The sequence below is a fragment of the Micrococcus cohnii genome (assembly GCF_014205175.1).
GTDB lineage: Bacteria > Actinomycetota > Actinomycetes > Actinomycetales > Micrococcaceae > Micrococcus > Micrococcus cohnii.
The window spans coordinates 1,833,887-1,851,876 of record NZ_JACHNA010000001.1; the positions used below are offsets into that span (position 1 = coordinate 1,833,887).

17 protein-coding genes are annotated in these 17,990 nt (G+C 72.9%); 6 read left to right on the top strand and 11 right to left on the bottom strand.

Annotation, left to right across the window (positions count from 1 at the left end; translation table 11 throughout):
• Positions 1-72 precede the first annotated feature (72 nt).
• Positions 73-957, top strand: a complete 885-nt coding sequence (locus HDA30_RS08335) for a spermidine synthase (protein ID WP_184241787.1) — start codon at positions 73-75, stop codon at positions 955-957.
• Between the two features lie 249 nt (positions 958-1,206).
• On the opposite strand, the gene HDA30_RS08340 is transcribed toward HDA30_RS08335, so the two are convergent.
• The 4 genes from HDA30_RS08340 to HDA30_RS08355 all read right to left on the bottom strand — a co-directional run bounded on the left by HDA30_RS08340 (position 1,207) and on the right by HDA30_RS08355 (position 5,610).
• Positions 1,207-2,784, bottom strand: coding sequence for an AMP-binding protein (locus HDA30_RS08340; RefSeq protein WP_221419065.1), 1,578 nt, complete (start codon positions 2,782-2,784; stop codon positions 1,207-1,209).
• Positions 2,785-2,970: 186 nt separating this feature from the next.
• On the bottom strand, positions 2,971-4,329 hold the full coding sequence (locus tag HDA30_RS08345) for an FtsX-like permease family protein (RefSeq protein WP_184241791.1): 1,359 nt from the start codon (positions 4,327-4,329) through the stop codon (positions 2,971-2,973).
• Positions 4,326-5,168: an ABC transporter ATP-binding protein gene (locus HDA30_RS08350; protein ID WP_246418731.1), complete on the bottom strand. Its 843-nt coding sequence runs from the start codon at positions 5,166-5,168 to the stop codon at positions 4,326-4,328. The genes HDA30_RS08345 and HDA30_RS08350 overlap by 4 nt, the downstream gene beginning before the upstream one ends.
• 34 nt (positions 5,169-5,202) lie before the next feature.
• Positions 5,203-5,610, bottom strand: coding sequence for a cupin domain-containing protein (locus HDA30_RS08355; RefSeq protein ID WP_221419066.1), 408 nt, complete (start codon positions 5,608-5,610; stop codon positions 5,203-5,205).
• Between HDA30_RS08355 and HDA30_RS08360 the strand changes: the two genes are divergently transcribed.
• Together HDA30_RS08360 and HDA30_RS08365 are read left to right on the top strand one after the other, a co-directional pair.
• Positions 5,609-6,277, top strand: a complete 669-nt coding sequence (locus tag HDA30_RS08360; RefSeq protein ID WP_184241793.1) for a DUF2975 domain-containing protein — start codon at positions 5,609-5,611, stop codon at positions 6,275-6,277. The two genes, HDA30_RS08355 and HDA30_RS08360, sit on opposite strands and share 2 nt — an antisense overlap.
• Positions 6,277-6,495 carry a helix-turn-helix domain-containing protein gene (locus tag HDA30_RS08365; protein ID WP_158496240.1) on the top strand — a complete coding sequence of 73 codons (219 nt, stop codon included), beginning with the start codon at positions 6,277-6,279 and terminating at the stop codon, positions 6,493-6,495. Before HDA30_RS08360 ends, HDA30_RS08365 begins: the two co-directional genes overlap by 1 nt.
• Here HDA30_RS08365 and HDA30_RS08370 read toward each other — a convergent pair.
• Positions 6,482-7,495, bottom strand: coding sequence for a DMT family transporter (locus tag HDA30_RS08370; protein WP_184241795.1), 1,014 nt, complete (start codon positions 7,493-7,495; stop codon positions 6,482-6,484). The genes HDA30_RS08365 and HDA30_RS08370 overlap by 14 nt on opposite strands.
• Before the next feature lie 252 nt (positions 7,496-7,747).
• Entirely contained in the window at positions 7,748-8,338 is a 591-nt protein-coding gene (locus HDA30_RS08375; protein WP_184241797.1) for an LOG family protein, read from the bottom strand.
• 54 nt (positions 8,339-8,392) lie between these two features.
• Here HDA30_RS08375 and HDA30_RS08380 point away from each other — a divergent pair, with 54 nt between their 5' ends.
• The gene (locus tag HDA30_RS08380; protein ID WP_425488391.1) at positions 8,393-8,938 is read left to right on the top strand and encodes an adenine phosphoribosyltransferase; all 546 of its coding nucleotides are present in this window, start codon (positions 8,393-8,395) and stop codon (positions 8,936-8,938) included.
• Positions 8,939-9,096: 158 nt separating this feature from the next.
• On the opposite strand, the gene HDA30_RS08385 is transcribed toward HDA30_RS08380, so the two are convergent.
• The 3 genes from HDA30_RS08385 to HDA30_RS08395 all read right to left on the bottom strand — a co-directional run bounded on the left by HDA30_RS08385 (position 9,097) and on the right by HDA30_RS08395 (position 14,336).
• A complete protein-coding gene (locus HDA30_RS08385; RefSeq protein ID WP_184241799.1) occupies positions 9,097-9,534 on the bottom strand; it encodes a hypothetical protein in 438 nt (145 codons plus the stop codon).
• Between the two features lie 380 nt (positions 9,535-9,914).
• Entirely contained in the window at positions 9,915-11,165 is a 1,251-nt protein-coding gene (locus HDA30_RS08390) for a Glu/Leu/Phe/Val family dehydrogenase (RefSeq protein WP_184241801.1), read from the bottom strand.
• Positions 11,166-11,558: 393 nt separating this feature from the next.
• On the bottom strand, positions 11,559-14,336 hold the full coding sequence (locus tag HDA30_RS08395; RefSeq protein WP_184242458.1) for an FAD-binding and (Fe-S)-binding domain-containing protein: 2,778 nt from the start codon (positions 14,334-14,336) through the stop codon (positions 11,559-11,561).
• A 323-nt stretch (positions 14,337-14,659) separates the two neighbouring features.
• Here HDA30_RS08395 and HDA30_RS08400 point away from each other — a divergent pair, with 323 nt between their 5' ends.
• Complete coding sequence (locus HDA30_RS08400; RefSeq protein WP_184241803.1) at positions 14,660-15,250, top strand: CGNR zinc finger domain-containing protein; 591 nt, start codon at positions 14,660-14,662, stop codon at positions 15,248-15,250.
• Positions 15,251-15,290: 40 nt separating this feature from the next.
• Here HDA30_RS08400 and HDA30_RS08405 read toward each other — a convergent pair whose 3' ends face one another.
• Positions 15,291-16,625, bottom strand: coding sequence for an NtaA/DmoA family FMN-dependent monooxygenase (locus HDA30_RS08405; RefSeq protein ID WP_184241805.1), 1,335 nt, complete (start codon positions 16,623-16,625; stop codon positions 15,291-15,293).
• A gap of 13 nt (positions 16,626-16,638) precedes the next feature.
• On the bottom strand, positions 16,639-17,217 hold the full coding sequence (locus HDA30_RS08410) for a flavin reductase family protein (RefSeq protein ID WP_184241807.1): 579 nt from the start codon (positions 17,215-17,217) through the stop codon (positions 16,639-16,641).
• Positions 17,218-17,329: 112 nt separating this feature from the next.
• On the opposite strand from HDA30_RS08410, the gene HDA30_RS08415 reads away from it, so the two are divergent.
• Positions 17,330-17,902: a TetR/AcrR family transcriptional regulator gene (locus HDA30_RS08415; RefSeq protein WP_184241809.1), complete on the top strand. Its 573-nt coding sequence runs from the start codon at positions 17,330-17,332 to the stop codon at positions 17,900-17,902.
• Positions 17,903-17,990 lie beyond the last annotated feature (88 nt).

Genomic DNA, 17,990 nt, shown 5'->3' on the forward strand with positions numbered 1-17,990 from the left:
TATAGCTGTGGGCAGGGTCAGTGACGTGCGCGGGGTCGGTGACGTGCACACCGGACAGGCAGACTGGCCCGCATGAACGACCACCGTATGCGCACCGTCCAGCTGAGCGCCTCCGGTCAGGAGGCGATGATCCTGCCCGCCGAGTTCGGCACCGGCGTCGAGCTGGCGATCGGCGGGACGGTGCAGTCGCACGTGGACCCCGACGATCCGAGGCTCGTGCGCTACGAGTATCTGCGGCGGATCGCCACCGTGTTCGACGTGGCCGACGCGCCGGGCGCACCGCTGCGGACGCTGCACCTCGGGGCGGGGGCGCTCACCTTGCCGCGGTACCTGCAGGCGACTCGGCCGGGGTCCGAGCAGCTCGTCGTGGACCTGGACCGAGAGCTCGTGGACTTCGTCGTGGGCGCCCTGCCGCTGCCGGCGGGGACGCGGCTGGAGTCGATCGTCGGGGACGCCCGGATGGTCGCCGTGGATCTGCTGATGGAGGGGGAGCGCTTCGACGCGGTCGTGCTGGACATCGGCACGGGCGAGGACGGGGCCGAGCACCTGCGCGGCACCGAGTTCTACGCCGAGCTGCTGGGGCTCGTCGGGGTCGGGGCGGACGCAGCCGGCGGCGGTGAAGCGGAGGCCGAGGGCGGCGTGCTCCTGGTGAACATCGGCGATGACCCGGGCCTGCGGTTCCTCGGCACGCAGATCCGGGCGCTCGACGAGGCGGCGCGGGCCGGCGGTCCAGGCGGCCGCGATGCCGGGACCGGCAGCGGTGACGCCGAGCTCGGCGTGTGGACCCTGGCCGACGCGGGAATGCTTGAGCGCCGGGAGGCCGGGAACGCGGTGCTCGCGGTCGGGCCGGGGCTCAACGAGGTGGTGGCCGAACGGCTGCGCGCCGCCGGCCCCCACCCGGCTGCCGTGCTGAACCCGGCCGAGTCGCGGGAGCTGGCAGACCGCTTGACCGGTTGAACCCACCCCGAGGCCAGGACCCAGGCCCTGTCCCTCAGCACACCCACCCCTACCGAACGGGCTACCGCCCCTGCTGCCTCCGCCTCCCCAGCCGAACGATGGTGCAGTCATGCCAACAAACGGCCCGATTCCTTGGAACTACTGCACCCGCGTTGCCCGGACCCCCGCTGTGGGCCGGTCAGCCGATGCCTGTCCTGCCCACTGAGCGCACGTCGCCCAGCCCCGCGCCCACGTCGTCGGCCACCCCTCTCAGCGCACCTGCTCCCGCAGCACGTTACGGCGGATCTTGCCGCTGGGCGTCGCCGGCAACTCGTCGAGGTAGGTGATTGCCCTCGGGTATGCGTGCCGCGCATAGGTGCTCTTCACGAACTCCTGCAGCTCGGCGGTCAGCGCGTCGTCACCCGTGCGCCCCTCGGCCAGCACGACGAAGGCGTGCGCAATCTCCCCGCGCTCGACGTCGGGGGCCGCCACGACGGCTGACGCGGCCACCGCCGGGTGCTTGGCCAGGGTGGACTCGATGTCGAACGGGCCGATCCGGTAGCCGGCCATCAGGATCACGTCGTCGTCGCGGGACATGAACCGGAAGATCCCGTCGCCGTCGCACGTGGCGAGGTCGCCGGTCAGGTACCAGCGGCCGTCGTCGGTGAACTTGTCCTTGGGGTCCTCGCGGTCGGAGCCGTAGCCGACGAAGCTCATGAACGGCGAGGCCGCCACCTCGATCGCGAGACGGCCCATCCGGCCGCGCGGAGCCTCGTCGGTCGAGTCGGTCTCGAGCACGGCCATCCGCCAGCCCGGCAGCGCGACGCCCGTCGTGCCGGGCACCGGATCCGGGGCACCGTCGACGGCCTGCGGGAAGCCGGCGCACATGCCGAGCTCGGTCTGCCCGTAGTGGTCGTGCACAGGATGGCCGCGGTCCCGGGTCCAGTCGAAGACGTCGGGGCTGAGCGGCTCTCCGGCCGAGGAGATGCGGCGCAAGGCAGGCAGCTCACGCGCCCCGTCGCTGTTCTTCAGGGCTCGCAGGGCGGTGGGGGCGGCGGCGAAGTCAGTGACCTCGAGCCGCTCGAGCAGCTCCCACGTGGCCTCAGCCTTGAAGGTGTCGGCGACCACGATGCTCGGGACGCCGACCAGGAGTGGCCCGACGATCACGGTGTAGAGGCCGTAGGCCCAGCCCGGGTCCGCGGCGGACCAGAACACGGCGTCGGGCTCGAGGCCGAGCGCATACCGCATGTAACCGGTCCAGCCGGTGAGGTGGTGGCGGGTGTGGACGACGGCCTTTGGCTTGCCGGTGGTTCCGGAGGTGAACAGGTGCACGAGAGGGACATCGGGGCCGACGCCGCCCCGGTCCGCCACCGGCTCGGCGGCATCGACGTCGGCCTGGAAATCGGGGTCGTCGACCTGGAGCACGGTCCAGGCACCGTCCGGAATCTTGCCCGCCTGAGCGGACTCGGTGACGACGACGCCCGCCCCCGAACGCTCGAGCCGATCGCGCACGGCCTCGGTCTCGAACGCCGTGAACAGGGGCAGGTAGACCGCGCCGAGCCGCCAGGCGGCGAGGATGGTGGCGGGCAGGTCGAGGCACTTGCCGACGAGGGTGGCGACGCGACTGCCCGGCCCGATGCCGTGGCCGGCGAGGACAGACGCGATGCGCGCGGACCGGGCGTCGAGGTCCGCGTAGGTGTGTCGGATGCTCTCCCCGTCGGCGCCGACGACGACGTAGGCCACGGCGTCCCGCGGGTGCTCGTGCAGGAGCAGGTTGACGACGGTGCGGTCAGGGTCGGCCAGGCGATCGACGATCTGCCGGATGTCCTGGTGGTCGACGGTGGTCACAGTGCGTCCTTTCGCCGGGGTCTCGGCGCTGCAGGCCGCTGCCGCCCGACGCCTCATTCAAGACGGCACGACAGTGTGTTCTGCAGCACATTCTCGGCGCAGGCTACTCCAAGCGGCGGCATCGAGTCGCTGTGCGACGGGCGGCGGACCGCGTGACCGAAGAAGGGGCACGACTGCTGGCACGTCTCACGTGACGCTGCGGGCCAGCGCCGGCCGCGTCACGTCGACGCCCAGACGGACGAGCAGCACACCGAGGGCCAGGCACGTGAGCATCGTCAGCATGCTGGCCGGCGCCAGGAACACCCCGGCCCCCAGGATCGGCGCAGCCGTGACGACGGCGAACACCATGCTCACCGTCAGCACGGTGTCAAGCGCGGACATCACGGCCCGCCGACGCATGGCGTGCAGGGTGCGCAACGGCATGCCTGCCCACGTCAGCCCCCGGTGCAACTCGGCCCGATCGAGCACCTGAGCCGCCTGGGCGATGGCAACGGAGCAGCCGGCCAGCAGGAACGAGATCACCATGGTGACGAGCACGCCCGTGCGCATGTCGAGCATGAGCGTCAGGTCCTCGCCCGTCGCACCCGCACCGGTCGAATCGGTCCCGGCGGCGCTGAGCAGGCCGAAGCCGGCCGCTCCCACCGTGCCCACGTAGGTGGTCAGCGCGACGCCGCCGACCTGCCGCCACGCCAGCTTCGGCGACTCGAGGACGGTCCGTGCCGCCACCAGCCGGTCGGCGGTGCGCGCTCGTCGCGCCTGCCGTCGGGCGACGACCGCGAGCACCCACGGCCCCAACAGCTGCACGCCGATCAACGGCACCAGCAGCGTTACGACCAACAGAGACGCCATCGTGACCATGTCCGCCGACGCGCCCATGAGCGTGCCGGTGGCCTGTGCCGCCACGAGCAGTCCGACGGCAAGCAGCACCCGGGTCCAGGCCGCGCGTTCCGGTCGCCGCCGGGTGCGCACGCCCAACGGCGTGACCTCGACGGCCCGCAGCCCGGCCAGAGCGGAGAGGGCGCCGAGGACGACGACGCCCGTGACGATTCCCGCCGTCGCCGGCAGGCCGAGCCACTGCGCCGCGACGCCGATGCGGCGGCCGGCGAAAGGAAGGAGGCCGATCAGCGGCATGAGCGCCAGCCAGCCGAGCAGCCCGACCACCGCTCCCGCCGCGGCCAGGACGGCGGCCTCGGCGACTGCGAGCGTCCGGATCATGCCCCGGGAGGCGCCCAGGAGCCGCAGCGAGGACAGCCGTTCGTCACGTCGTCGTGCGAGCAGGCGGGCGGCGGAGGCGGCCAGCGAGCACAGCGGGACGAGCAGCAGGCCCAGTGCGAGCGCCGCGAGCACGCGGTAGACGTCGACGAGGTACGGGTCGCCGAAGCCGCCGAGCCGGAAGAAGAATGCTCCACCGCCGACAACGCCGAGGGTCAGGGCCGTGACCACTGCGAACGCGGCCACCGGCAGCGTCCAAACGCCGCGGTCGGCGAAGAGCCGGCAGAGGAACAGGCGGACGACGGACAGGGAGGGGGTGCGCCGGCGGCTCATCGCGCATCCTCCTCGATGCGGCCGTCGCGCACCCGGATCAGCCGCGCGCAGCGGGCGGCCACGGCGTCGTCGTGGGTGACGACCACCAGGGTGCGACCGCGCGAGACCGTCGAGTCGATGAGCGCGTCCATGACGGTGGCAGAGGTGTCGCTGTCCAGGGCGCCGGTCGGCTCGTCGGCGAACACCACGTCCGGCTCCCCGGCCTGGGCCCGGGCGATCGCCACGCGCTGGCGCTGACCGCCGGAGAGCTCCCCCGGACGGCGCGCCTCCATGCCGGCCAGCCCGAGGGAGGCCAGCCAGCCGGCGCCGCGTCGTTCGGCCTCTGGACGGGGCACGCCGTTGAGCATGAGCGGCATGGCGACGTTCTCGACGGCCGTCAGCTCGGGCAGCAGCAGGCCTTCCTGGAAGACGAAGCCGAGTCGTTCGCGGCGCAGGGCGGCGCGCCGCTCCTCGTCGAGCCCGGTGACCTCGACGTCGGGGTGTCGACCGCCGCCGAGCAGGACCGTCCCGGAGTCCGGGGCGGTGATGCCGGAGAGCGTGTGCAGCAGGGTGGTCTTGCCGGAGCCCGAGGGGCCCATGATGGCGACGGACTCGCCCGTGCGCAGGTCGAGGTTGACTCCGTCGAGGGCCCGGACGGGGCCGTAGACCTTGGTCAGGCCGCGGGCGGCGAGGGCGACGCGTGGGCCGGACGCCAACGCGGTCGGGGCTCCGGCGGGCGCGAGAGGAGCGGGGGCAGGGTCAGGAGGGGAGGCGGGGCTGTGGTCCATGTCCTCCAGCTTCGTCGGCGGGACATCGGCCCGCGTCTGCCCCGAGGAGGAGTCCGAGCGGCGCTGGGTCATACCCGGGGCGGAGGGGCCGGGCCGGGCGCCTCCCTCAGGTCAGCATCGTGAGCAGCAGCAGGTTCACAGGCTCGCCCGCGTCGGCCGGGGCGGCCACGGCATGCCGCACATGGGCGGGCAGGTGGACGATGACGCCCGGGTCGAGCCGGACGGTCCGCTCTCCGACGGTGAACTCGAGCGTGCCGGCGAGGCACTGCACGGTGATGGGGTGGGCGGCCTCATGGTCCGGCCAGGACTGCCCCGGCGCGAAGGAGAACGTGATGATGTTCGCGCCGTCGCCGGAGTGGTGCCGATGCACGGCCCCGCGGTCGCGGGACGGATCCGGCGCGGGGGCGTCGGAGATCAGATCCAGGACGGTCATCTGGCCCGCGGGGTCGGTGGCAACAGTGGCGTCGGGTCCGGCGGCGGAGTCAGCGGCGTTGGCGGGGTCAGTGGCGTTCATGCCCCGACGCTACCGCCCCGGCCGACAGTCACCACACCGCACCGACCAGCGCCCCACCCGCCCCCAGATCGACCCGCTCCGTTTCGACCGCGCGGACACGATCATCACGGGCGTCGTCATGCTCCTCGCCTCGCTTGGCGGCCTCTGGGCCGGCGTCGTCTCCCCCGCGCTCGCGTGGGCCACCGGGCGGCCGTTCACCCGCACGATCGACGCCCCCGACGGCGCCGCACTGCGCTCGAACCCCGGTTCGGACGCCGTCGCCGAGTCGGCCGCCGCAACGATCCCCTCCCCCGACGCCCCGCTGTGGATCGCCCGCCTCATCGAGGGCGGTCTGCACGCCGCGCTGCTCGTCGCCATCCTGTGGCTGCTGTGGGGCGTCATCCGGTCCGTCACGCACGGCCGGGCGTTCGACCGCGCCAACGTCGCCCGCCTGCGATGGCTGGCGGGGCTGCTGATCCTCGGTGCGGCCCTGTGCGGCTCGGTCTCGGGCGTCGTCTCCGGCATGACGCAGAACGCCGTGTTCGTGCGCCCCGGGACGACGGTGATGTTCGAGGCCTCGTTCCACTGGCACCTGCTGGCGATCGGCGCAGGCCTGCTCTCCGCGTGCCTCGCGGAGGCGTTCCGGCGCGGGGCTCGCCTCGAGGACGACGTCGAGGGGCTGGTCTGATGCCGGTCGAGGAGCCGCACCGCGTCGTCTGCCACCTGGACCGGCTGCTTCAGGCCCGAGGCATGACGCTCGCGGCCCTCGCGGAGCAGGTCGGGGTGACGGTGGCGAATCTGTCCGCCCTGAAGAACCAGCGGGCGAAGGCCGTCCGCTTCACGACGCTGACGGCGCTGTGCGAGGCGCTGGACTGCCAGCCCGGGGACCTGTTCAGCGTCGGCTGACGGGGGCGGCCTCGGCCGGGCGGCGGCTCGGCATCGACGCCAGGGTCACGGCGGCGAGCGCACCGAGCGTGCCGACGACGGTCATCGCGGTGACGTGGGATCCGGCGGTGGGGGCGACCAGGTCCACGACGAGCGAGCCGACGAGGTTCCCGGAGACGAGGCCGAGGGTGGTGGCGAACACGCCGATGCGGGGGACGGCGACCGCGCTGAACCCGATGAACAGGCACCCCAGGGGTCCGCTGATGTAGAGCCGCCAGTCAGAGGGCAGGTTCGGCGGGCCGCTGCCGGCGAGCACGCTGAGCGCGACCCAGACCAGGCCGAGGGCCACGGTGCCGGCGGCGAAGTTGGTGAGCGTTGCGGGCAGGGCGCTGCCGTAGGCGGTGGCCTGACGGGCGTTGAGCACCTGCTGTTCGGCGGTTGCGAGCCCGGCCAGCAGGGGCAGCGCGGCGAACAGCAGCCACAGCGGTCCGACGTCTGCGCCGCCGAGCTGGGGCCACACGACGACGAGGACCGCGACGAGGGCGAGCCCCGCACCGATCAGCCGGCGCGGGGTGAGATGGCGGACGCCGGCGGGGCTGAGTCCGAGCCGGTCGACGAGCATGCCGCCGACGACCTGGCCGGTGACGACCGAGACCGTGAACACGGCGACGCCGATGGTGCCGATCGTCAGGGCCTGGGCCAGCACGAGGACACCGCCGATCGCGCCGGCGAGGAAGTACCAGGGGCGCACGGTGCGCGCGGCGAGCGCGGGACGGACGGCGGCCAGGCCGCGGCGCCCGGACCGGGTCAGCGCGCTGACCACGACCATCAACACCAGCCCCAGCGTGAACGAGCAGAGAGCGGCGAGCACGGGGTCGCCGGCGGCCTGGGCCAGAGCGGCGTTCACGCGCCCCTGCACGGGCAGCACACAGCCGGCGGCGACGGCGAGCACGAAGAACACGATGCTCGCCCGCGGGGAGGCCGGCGGGGCCGCGGGGGTTGGGACGTTCGGGGCACTCATGCGCACGACCCGTCGGGCCGCGTGCGCCGGCGCTCAGGCGCGGCTGCGCACAGGCAGGGCAGAGGCCGGAGGCGCCGAGCCGGGTCGCCCTCGCACCCGATCGGTCGACGAACGACGGCCTCGCCGGCACAGGACAGAGCATCACGCATGCGGGTCAGTGTAGGAGGGGCAGGGATGCTGGACCTGCACGTGATCCGCACCCCGACGCGACTGTCCGAACTCACCGTGCTCGACGAGCCTGAGCTCTGAGCCTCACCCCCACTTCGACGCCGGCGCCTCCCAGCGCTCGAGCACGGCGGCCAACTCGTCGGGCGCGTCCACCACGATCAGCGAGTCCCGGTAGACCTGCCGCAGGAATCCCTCAGCGACCATGTGGTCGATCAACGCGGTCAGCGGCGCCCAGAACTGCGCGTCGTACAGCACGACGGGTTTGGGGTGCAGGCCGAGCTGCTGCCACGTCCACACCTCGAAGAACTCCTCGAGCGTGCCCGCCCCGCCGGGCAGCGCCACGAACGCGTCGCCGAGCGCGGCCATGCGCAGCTTCCGCTCGTGCATGTCCGCGACCACTTCGAGCTCGCTCAGGCCTGGGTGCGCGATCTCCCTGTCGACGAGGTGCTGCGGCATCACCCCGACGACCCGCCCACCGGTCGCCAGGGCGGTGTCCGCGAGGACGCCCATGAGCCCGACGTGCCCGCCGCCGTAGACGACGTCGACGCCACGTCCGGCCAGGTCGGTCGCGAGCTCGCGGGTCAACTCCGCGTAGCGCGGGTCGACGCCGGCGGCGGAGCCGGTGAACACGGTGACGGCGGAAACAGGTGCGGGGGCTGCGGTGGCGTCGGTCATGCGCCCGAGGCTAGCCGGGCCCCGGGGCGGACACGGCTCGATACCCTGGACGGCGTGCTTGAGACCGCCTCCCCCACACCCGTGACCGCCGCCGACCTGGACCGCGCCGAGTCGCTGATCCGCTCGATCCCGGACTTCCCGCAGCCGGGTGTCACCTTCCGCGACATCATGCCGCTGCTCGCCGACGCCCGCGCTCTGCGGGACTGCGTGCGCGCGATGATCGCCCCGTTCGAGGGCACGTTCGACGTCGTCGCCGGCGTGGAGGCGCGAGGGTTCCTGCTGGCCGGCGCGGCCGCGATGCTCGCCGACGTCGGGCTGATCCCGCTGCGCAAAGCCGGCAAGCTGCCGAAGCCGGCCGCCGCGGAGAGCTACGACCTGGAGTACGGCACCGCGACGATCGAGGCCACCGAGGAGGTCCGGCCGGGGCTGCGCGTGCTGCTGATGGACGACGTGCTCGCCACGGGCGGGACGCTCGCCGCCGCCGACCGGCTGGTGCGGGCGCTCGGCGGCGAGGTCGTCGGCACCACCGCCCTCATGGAGCTGACGGCGCTCGGCGGACGGGCACACGTGCCCGAGGCGCACGTGCTATTCCGGGTCTGAGTTTCCGGGCCTGAGCCGACACGAGCCGCCGGTCATGCCGTGCGGGCGACCCCCACGCTCCTTCCGGATCCGTACTGCGCAAACGACCCTTCTGAGCGCGAATCGAGGCGTCAGAAGGGTCGTTTGCGCAGTATGGACTGTTCGAGCGCGATCAGCCCTCAACGCCCGGACCGCTCCGCGCGGAAGCACAGGACCGTCGCCGCAACGAAGCATCCGAGAGCGGCGACGACCACCGCCTCCGGCGCGTCCGACGCGAACCCGGTGTTCACGGACACGAAGACCAGCACGAACCCGAGCAGCCCGACCAGCCCCACCGCACGCAGGCCGCGCCGGATCAGGCAGACGATGGTTGCGGCCATGGCCGCGACCACGGCGAACTGCGAGGCGAACAGGACGCCAATCGCGCTCAGCCACACCAGTGTCGTCTCGGCGAGGTCCGGCTGCTCCGACACGATCCTGTCACCGACGACGAGCACGGTCCCGCTCGCGACGCCCAGACCGATCGCTGCCAGCCAGAGCCAGGTGACCGGACCAGGGCGCTTCCACTGCCGTGGCGGCGTCTCCGGCCTCCGTGGTGCTGGCTCGTCCCTGTCCATGCCGTCCTCCTCCGTCCTGGCCTGCGGCCCAGCCTAGCTGTTGTGGGTCATGAGGTTCTTGACACGAACGACGGGCTGAGATGAGACGAGCGGGCGCCGCAGCCGGTGCATGCCAGGGCGCCGCGATGGCCTCGCCGGCTGCTCCATGATGTGTATCCGTACTGCGCAAACGACCCTTTTGAGCGTGCATCGAGGCGTCAGAAGGGTCGTTTCCGCAGTACAGACTCCCGGAATCGGCTCAGGAGGGGCTCAGCCGCGGTGGACTCCCGTCCCCGGCCCATCACCCGACGCGTGTACAGCTGTTCCGTTCCCGACCGGGGATTCCTGGAACAGCTGTACACGCGTCGCCGGGGGCGCCCGGTCCCTGAGCCCCCGTCAGATCACGGATACAGGCCGCGGATCTGGTGTGCCTCGGCCACCCGTTCGACGGCGGTGACGGTCGCGGCGGCGCGCAGGGTCAGTCCGTGCTGCTCGCTCGTGGCGACGACGTCCTCCCACGCGGCGCGCATGCGCTGCTCAAGCCGGTCGTCGACCTCCTTGCGCGTCCACCGGTAGGCCTGGTTCGCCTGCACCCACTCGAAGTAGGAGACGATCACGCCGCCGGCGTTCGCCAGGATGTCCGGGACGACGAGCACGTGCGCGTCGTTCAGGATGCGGTCGGCCTCCTCGGTGGTGGGGCCGTTCGCGCCCTCCACGACGATCGAGGCCTTCACGTCCGCCGCGTTCTCCGCCGTGAGCACGCCCTCGACGGCCGCCGGCACGAGCAGGTCGACGTCGAGCGTGAGCATCTGGCCGGCGTCGATCGGCTCGGCACCGGCGAACCCGACGACCTTCCCGGTCTCGGCCACATGCGCGGCGAGCGCATCGTAGTCCAGGCCCTCGTCGTTGCGGACGGCGCCGTACTGGTCGGCCACGGCGACCACCGTCACGCCCGCCTCCGCGAGGAACTGCACGACGCCGGCGCCGACCTTGCCGAAGCCCTGCACGACGGCCGTCGCGTTCGCCGGGTCGATACCCTTGTACGCGAGCGCGGCCAGGGCGATGTGAGTGACGCCCCGCGAGGTCGCCTCGGCGCGGCCCAGCGAGCCGCCCAGCGAGATCGGCTTGCCCGTCACCACGCCCGGCACGGTGTGGCCCTGGGCGACGGAGAAGGTGTCCATCATCCAGGCCATCGTGTTCTCGTCGGTGCCCACGTCCGGGGCGGGGATGTCCTTGTCAGGGCCGATGATCGGCAGGATCTCGGTGGTGTAGCGGCGGGTGACGCGCTCGAGCTCGCCCTGCGAGTACTCTCGCGGGTCGATCGTGATGCCGCCCTTCGCGCCGCCGTAGGGCACATCGACGAGCGCGCACTTCCACGTCATCCACACGGCCAGGGCGCGGACCTCGTCGAGGTCCACGTTCGGGGAGAAGCGGAGGCCGCCCTTGGCGGGGCCGCGCGAGAAGTTGTGCTGCACGCGGTAGCCGTGGAGCACCTCGACCTCGCCGGAGTCGCGGCGCAGGGGGATGCTGACGGCCATCTCGCGGCGGGGGCTGGCGAGCAGGTCATGAAGGCCCTCGTCGTAGCCCAGGGTCTTCACCGCCTCGGCGAGCTGGGCCTTGGCGTTGTCCAGAGCGGACGATGCGGAGGTCATCGGGGATGCCTTCCTTCGGATGGGGATGCGGTCGGTCGACGCCGACGGACCGCCCGAGCGACCGACGCCCCGTGTCTGCCGGTGCCCCGTTCGCCGTGCCGCCCGCCGGTGGGCGGCGCGCAGGAGTCGCGGAGCGGGAAGGTGACGGGAGAGGTCATGCCCGGGGCGCGGCCCACTGCGCTGTGTGCCGAGAAGAAACCGTAGGGCGTCGTGGCCCGCCTGGCCATGCTCGACGCGTGACGAATCCGTCGAACGGGGCGGTTCGTGGTCAGACACACCCGGCCGGGCGACGCGGCCCTTGGGCGGGCGACGGGTTCGGCCCGAGGGCGGGGCCGTGCCGGGTTCTGACCACAGCACCCGAACGGCTCCCACCGACGACCCCGCCGGCCGGCCTCACCCTCGCGTGGCGGCCTCCAGCAGCTCGAGGGCGTGGCGGTACTCCTGCCCCGTGGCCGCCTTCATGCCGAGCTCGCACGTGCGGTTCGCAGAGACGTACCAGTCGGTCGGCCGCGCCTCCACCTCGGCCGCCTCAGCACGGGTCGCGGAGGCGGTCAGCTCGGGGTGCAGCATGCCGCGGTCCCCCGCGTAGGCGCAGCAGCCCCAGCTCACCGGCACGTGCACGTCCGCCGGATCCGCCACGCATGCCTGCGCGACCGCCACGAGGTCCTCGGTCGCGCCCAGGTGTGTGGAGGAGCAGGTCGGGTGCACCGTCACGGATGCCACCGGCCGGGTCACCCTCAGGCGGGGCAGCAGCACCCGCCGCGCGAACGTCAGCGCGTCCACCACCTCAAGCCCCTCACCCGCCTGGCCCGCGGCCTCGACGGCCCCGAGGACACCCTCGGTGCAGCTCATCGCATCCACCACCACCGGCAGGCGCGAGCCGTCCGCCGCTCTCGAGGCCCGGGCCAGGGCGTCCGCGAGCCGGCCGCGCATCAGCTCCTTCGCCTCCGTCATCCCCTTGGAGGAGAACGGGGTGCCGCAGCACAGGTCGCCCACGGAGTCCGGCGTCACCCCCACGACGCCGGCCCGCTCCAGCAGCCGCTCGAAGGCGGCGGCCGCACCGACGCCGGGGCGGCCGTCGTCGCCGTCGGCCGGGCCGAACATGGTGTGCACGCACGCGGGCAGGTAGACCAGCTCAGGCTCGCCCTCCCCCGCGCCGACCGCACCGACCCGGCGGGCCGCACCGCCGCGGTTCGGCAGCTCAGGCCGGTACTCCGGGATCAGCTCGGCGCTGCCGACGGCGCGGGCGGCCGTCGTCGCCAGCCGCGGGGCACCGCCCAGCACGGGGACTTTCCGCACCGCGCCGGCAGCGGTGAGCGCCGCGGAGGCGCCGCGCGTCACAGCGCCCCAGTGCTCGGCGGCGGCCTTCCAGGCGGCCTCGGCCGGTGCGGCGGTCTCCTCCGAACGGAGCCGGCGCACGAGGTCGCCCGTGTTGATGCCCACGGGGCAGGCGGTCAGGCACATGCCGTCCACCGCGCACGTCTGCACGCCCTCGTACTCGTAGGCCGCACGGATCGCCCGCGCGGTCTCCGCGTCCCCGGACTGCTCCGCGAGGGCGGCGTCCCGGCGCAGCACGATCCGCTGCCGCGGGGTCAGGGTGAGGTCCTTCGAGGGGCACACCGGCTCGCAGTAGCCGCACTCCACGCAGCGGTCGGCCTCCTGCTCGATCGGCACGGTGGGCTTGAGGTCCTTGAGGTGGGCGCGGTCGTCGTCGGTGAGCACCACGCCCGGGTTGAGGATGCCGGCGGGGTCCACGAGCCGTTTGAGCTCGCGCATCACCTCGTACAGCTCGTCCCCGTACTGGCGGCGCACGAACGGGGCCATGACTCGGCCCGTGCCGTGCTCGGCCTTGAGGTTGCCGTGCCGGCCCAGCACGAGCTCGGCCATGTCCTCCGTGAACGCCTCGAGGCGCTCACCGTCCTTGGCGAGCTCCTCGTTGAGCAGGAAGTGGATGTTGCCGTCCTTGGCGTGGCCGAAGATCACGCACTCCTCGTAGCCGTGCTGCGAGAAGAGGTCCTGCAGGCCGGCGCACGTCGCCCCGAGCTCGGGGACGGGCACCACCACGTCCTCCAGCAGCGCCGTGGACCCCTGCGGCCGGGCACCCGCGACGGCCGCGTACAGGCCCTTGCGGGTGGACCACAGGGCGGCCCGGCGCAGCGGGTCCGTGGTCATGTCGAACGCCGACGCCAACTCCAGGCCACCGGCCAGACGCCGCACCCGCGACTCCTTCTCCGCCAGCTCAGCATCCGAGTCCGCGCGCTGTTCCACGAGGAACGCCGCGTGGCCGGCGACCTGCACGGAGGCGATCTCCTGCGGCACCGAGCCCAGCCGCTGCGCGACCTGGAGGGAGCGGGCGTCGAGCAGCTCCACCGTGGCCAGGCCCGCCGCCACCAGATCCGGCAGGGCCGCCGTCGCCGCGGCGAGGGACGGGAAGGTCATCAGGCCCGTGGTGACCTTCGGCTCCACGTGCACCGTGCGGAACACGGCCTCGGAGATGAACCCGAGCGTGCCCTCCGAGCCGATCAACAGGCGGGCGAGAATCTCCGCGGGGTCGTCGAAGTCAAGGAAGGCGTTGACGCCGTAGCCCATGGTGTTCTTCATGGCGAACCGCTCCCGGATGATCCGCACGGACTCCTCGTCGCCGCGCACCCGGTCGCGCAGGCGCAGCAGGCCCGCGTGCAGCTCCGGGGCGTCGTGGCGCAGCCGAGCGTCGGCGTCGGCGGCGGAGGTGTCCAACACGACGCCGGTGGGCAGCACCGCCCGCAGCGATTCGAGCGTGCGGTACGTGTTCTGCTCCGTGCCGGCGGCCATGCCGGAGGAGTTGTTGGCGATCACGCCGCCCAGGGTGCACGCGGACTCCGACGCCGGATCCGGGCCGAGACGACGCCCGTGACGGGCCAGCATCGCGTTGACGTGGCGCACCGTGACTCCCGGGCCCACGCGCACCCGGGCGCCGTCGTCGAGCACCTCGGCGGTGCGGAAGCCGCGGCGCACGTCCGCAAGCACCCCTGAGGACTGAGACTGGCCGGACAGGCTCGTGCCGCCAGCGCGGAAGGTCACGGGGTGCCGGGTTGCGGTCGCATCCCGCAGCAGAGCCGCGACCCCTGCCTCCGAGTCCGGGACCGCGACGGCCTCCGGTAGCAGCAGGTAGTGGGAGGCATCGTGCGCCATGGCGTGACGGCGGACGACGTCCCGGTCGAGGGCGGGTGCGGGGGCGGAGGGAGCGTCAGTGAGTGTCACGTCACTACCCTAGCTTCGAGCTGGGAAGCGAGTGGCCGGGCAATGCGTGGCCGTCCGAGGCGAGCCGCATGGGCTGGCCGGGCGTGTCGTGGAGGGAGGGACGTCGTTTCAGGTTTGACATGGTTCTCGACGTCGGAACCATGTCGAACCCGAACCGACACCCGTTCCGCTGCACGACACGCCGGGGCGTTCGCCCGCGACCCTGCGTGTGGACAACCCGGACGCTTGACCGCCGAACCGTGTGCAGTGGTGCCATGCCACCCTCTTCCCACGCTCTCGCCGCCGCCAGACTCTGCCTCGACTTCGTCAGGCTCGAAGCCCGGCACGCCGGACTCAACGCCCGGCTCGACGCCGTCCGCGCGCACTCGCCCCTCGAATCGACCGCGCAGGCCCTCGACCAGGCCCTCGCCCACGTCTCCCCGCACGAGCACGTGCGAGTCCTCGCCGCTCTTGCCGGGCCCGTCCGGCCCTTGCACCAGCTCTTCGGCCCCGAGGACGAGGCCCTTCGCGCACCCGTGGTAGACCGGTTCCTGCAGGAGGCAGAGGTACGCCTGCGCGTGCACGCCGGCCCCGTCCTCGCCTTCGAGCCGGGGCCGGAAATCGGCGTCAGCGCAGGCGCCGACGCGCTGCCGTCCGGCGCGGCGGCGCTCCCCGCCCGGATCCACGCCTGGATGGGCGGCGGACTCGCCCTGCTGCTCGCCTCCGGCGACGCTGACCGGCTCCGGCGATGCGCCTCTCGGCGCTGCCGTCAGCCATTCCTCGACTCTTCCCGGGGGCGCCGACAGCGGTTCTGCCGACCGGCGTGCGCCAACACCGCGGCGTTGGCCCGCCAGCGGGCCCGCTGAACCGCCCGACCGTCGCCCCCGGACCACACCACTCGATCCCTCAGCCCAACCGCGGATCCAGGCCGTACTGGTGGGGCACGCCCAGGTTCTCGCGCAGCGTGGACCCGGCGTACTCGGTCTTGTAGAGCCCGCGTCGCTGCAGCTCGGGCACCACCTGGTCCACGAACTCGTCGATGCCGTTCTCGTACACGTCGATCGACACCCAGAAGCCGTCTGCGGCACCGGCTTCGAACCACTCCTGCATGTGGTCCGCGGTCACCTCGGCCGGACCCACCGGCGTCGGGTGGTAGTCGATCACGCCGTGGGCCAGCACCTCACGCACGGTCCAGCCGTCACGCGCCACCGCCAGGGCCCGCTCGGAGCGCGGGTCCCCCGGGTGCGGCCGGGTGACGGCGAGCTGGTCCGGCGAGAGCGGCCGGTCCAGGTGCTCGGGGCCCAGCGACAGCCCCAGCATCATGCCGAGGTACCCGACGCGCTGGGGCAGCACATCCTTGCCGAGGGCCAGCCGCCGGTCGACGGCGTCACGCACCGTGTCCCCGAGCGCCGGCATGACGCCGGCGAAGAACTTGATCTCGTCCGGGTCGCGGCCGGCGTCGGCGGCGGCCTGGCGCAGGGCGGCGCGCTGGGCGCGGGCATCCTCGATCGAGAACACCGCGCCGATCACGCCGTTCGCGTACCGGCCGGCCACCTGGAGCCCGTTGCCCCCGCCGCCGGCCTGGAAGATCACGGGCTGACCCTGCGCCGAGGGCGGGATCGGCAGCGGACCGTGCGAGCCCACATGCCGCCCCTGCATGCCGATCGGCTGGACCTTCGCCGCGTCGGCGTAGCAGCCGGCGGCCTGATCGCCGATGAACGCGTCCTCCTCCCACGAACCCCACAGACCCTGCATCACCTGGACCATCTCGTGCAGCCGCTCATACTTCTCGGTCCGCCCCAGTGCCGGGCGGCCATAGTTCGCGGCCGTGGCCTCCCCGCTCGAGGGCACCGCGTTCCACCCGGCGCGACCGCGGCTCATCACATCGAGGGTCTTGAACTGACGGGCGAGCGTGTACGCGTCGTTGTACGACGTCGAGGCGGTGGTCACCAGGCCGATGCGCTCGGTCGCGCGGGCGACGGCGGCCAGCGTGAGCAACGGCTCGAGGGTGATCGTCGGCGGCTCATGGTCGAGGTCCTGCTGCAGATGCAGGAAGTCCGGCAGGAACAGGAAGTCGAACAGCCCGCGTTCGGCGGTCTGAGCGTGACGGACCTGCGCGTCGACGTCGGTGAGAGCGTCCGGGCTGACGCCCGGGGCGCGCCACGCGTGCGGCTGGGCGCCGAAGCCGTTGCCGAACTGCATGCCCAGGAGCATGTGGCCAGGGTTCGGGGTGGTGCTCATGATGGGGGTCCTTTCAGGAGTCGAGGCCGGGCAGGCCGAGGTACCGCGGGGAGTGGAAGACGAGCGGGCCTCGCTCGGGCTCACGCGTGGCGGTCAGCACGCGGTAGACGGCGATCGTGTGATCGCCGCCGGGGTGCTCGGCGTGCGGGGCGAGCGTGAGCGTGGCGGCGGCGTCGGGCAGCGTGATGGCTCCGTCGTCCGCGACGCGCAGGTCCACCCCGTCGAAGCGTCGCTGCGCCGGACGGCTGAGCAGGGTCCGGGCCTCGTCGTGGTGGACGGCGAGCACCGTCAGGCCCAGTCGCGGGGCCTCGCGCAGCCGTGGCCACGACGTCGAGGTGTGCGCGAGCGCGGCGAGCACGAGCGGCGGGTCGAGCGAGAGCGAGGTGAACGAGTTGAGCAGCACGCCGGTCGGCCCCTCGGAGGTCTGCGCGGCGAGCAGCACGACGCCGGTGGGGAACGCGGCGACGGCGTGGCGCAGGACGGCGCCGTCGACAGGCGGGGTGACGTCGGACCCCGCACCGTCGGGCGGGGCGACGTGGACGTCGAGGGTCGTCAAGCTGATCTGATTATCCGGATGGTCTCTCCGCTTCATGCATGAGACAATACGGGGATACTCTCCGTTTTGTCACGGTGGCCTCGGTCACCGGCACGATGTCACCGACGTCAGCGGGGAGGGATCGTCGTCGCCATGAGAGAGGACCCCTATGACCACGGCCGCACCCGCCCGTCGCCCGCGCCGGGACGCCCAGCGCAACCGCGCCGCCATCCTCGACGCCGCACGTGCCGCCTTCGCCGAGGCCGGCCTCGAGGCCCCCATGGACGCGATCGCCAAGAGTGCAGGCATCGGCGCCGGCACCCTCTACCGGCACTTCCCCACCCGCGACGACCTCGTCGCCGCCGTCCTCGAGGACCATCGGGTGGACCTCGACGAACGGGCACGCGAGCTCGCCGAGCAGGGGCTGGACCCGGCGGAGTCCCTCGAGCGCTGGCTCGACTCGCTCGAGGACTGGATGACCGCCTACGACGGGCTGCCCGAGCCGCTGCGCGCCGCCCAGTCCGGAACCTGCTCACCGTTGCGCTCGACGTGCGCGACCGCGATCGACCGGACCGAGGACTTCCTTGACGCAGCGCGACGGGCGGGCACCGTCCGCGACGGAGTGAGCGCGGAGGACCTGTTCTTCGCGGCCCTCGGCCTGGCCTGGGCGGCCGAGCAGAGCGACGGCGGGCACGCGGCGACGTTGCGCTTGTTGCTGCGGGAGGGCTGGCAGAGGCGGTGAACGAGGGCGGCCTGACCGCCGGTCCCTCACTCATTCCCCATCCCGCATGTGACTCCGCATTGCGCCCGGTTCGCTCCGCTCAGCGCCG

Coding starts and splice junctions, on each gene's coding strand:
- HDA30_RS08335 (WP_184241787.1), top strand. CDS start 73: ATGAACGACCACCGTATGCGCACCGTCCAGCTGAGCGCCTCCGGTCAG.
- HDA30_RS08345 (WP_184241791.1), bottom strand. CDS start 4,329: ATGAGCCGCCGGCGCACCCCCTCCCTGTCCGTCGTCCGCCTGTTCCTC.
- HDA30_RS08350 (WP_246418731.1), bottom strand. CDS start 5,168: ATGACCCAGCGCCGCTCGGACTCCTCCTCGGGGCAGACGCGGGCCGAT.
- HDA30_RS08360 (WP_184241793.1), top strand. CDS start 5,609: ATGCCCCGACGCTACCGCCCCGGCCGACAGTCACCACACCGCACCGAC.
- HDA30_RS08355 (WP_221419066.1), bottom strand. CDS start 5,610: ATGAACGCCACTGACCCCGCCAACGCCGCTGACTCCGCCGCCGGACCC.
- HDA30_RS08365 (WP_158496240.1), top strand. CDS start 6,277: ATGCCGGTCGAGGAGCCGCACCGCGTCGTCTGCCACCTGGACCGGCTG.
- HDA30_RS08370 (WP_184241795.1), bottom strand. CDS start 7,495: ATGAGTGCCCCGAACGTCCCAACCCCCGCGGCCCCGCCGGCCTCCCCG.
- HDA30_RS08375 (WP_184241797.1), bottom strand. CDS start 8,338: ATGACCGACGCCACCGCAGCCCCCGCACCTGTTTCCGCCGTCACCGTG.
- HDA30_RS08385 (WP_184241799.1), bottom strand. CDS start 9,534: ATGGACAGGGACGAGCCAGCACCACGGAGGCCGGAGACGCCGCCACGG.
- HDA30_RS08390 (WP_184241801.1), bottom strand. CDS start 11,165: ATGACCTCCGCATCGTCCGCTCTGGACAACGCCAAGGCCCAGCTCGCC.
- HDA30_RS08395 (WP_184242458.1), bottom strand. CDS start 14,336: ATGGCGCACGATGCCTCCCACTACCTGCTGCTACCGGAGGCCGTCGCG.
- HDA30_RS08400 (WP_184241803.1), top strand. CDS start 14,660: ATGCCACCCTCTTCCCACGCTCTCGCCGCCGCCAGACTCTGCCTCGAC.
- HDA30_RS08405 (WP_184241805.1), bottom strand. CDS start 16,625: ATGAGCACCACCCCGAACCCTGGCCACATGCTCCTGGGCATGCAGTTC.
- HDA30_RS08410 (WP_184241807.1), bottom strand. CDS start 17,217: ATGAAGCGGAGAGACCATCCGGATAATCAGATCAGCTTGACGACCCTC.
- HDA30_RS08415 (WP_184241809.1), top strand. CDS start 17,330: ATGACCACGGCCGCACCCGCCCGTCGCCCGCGCCGGGACGCCCAGCGC.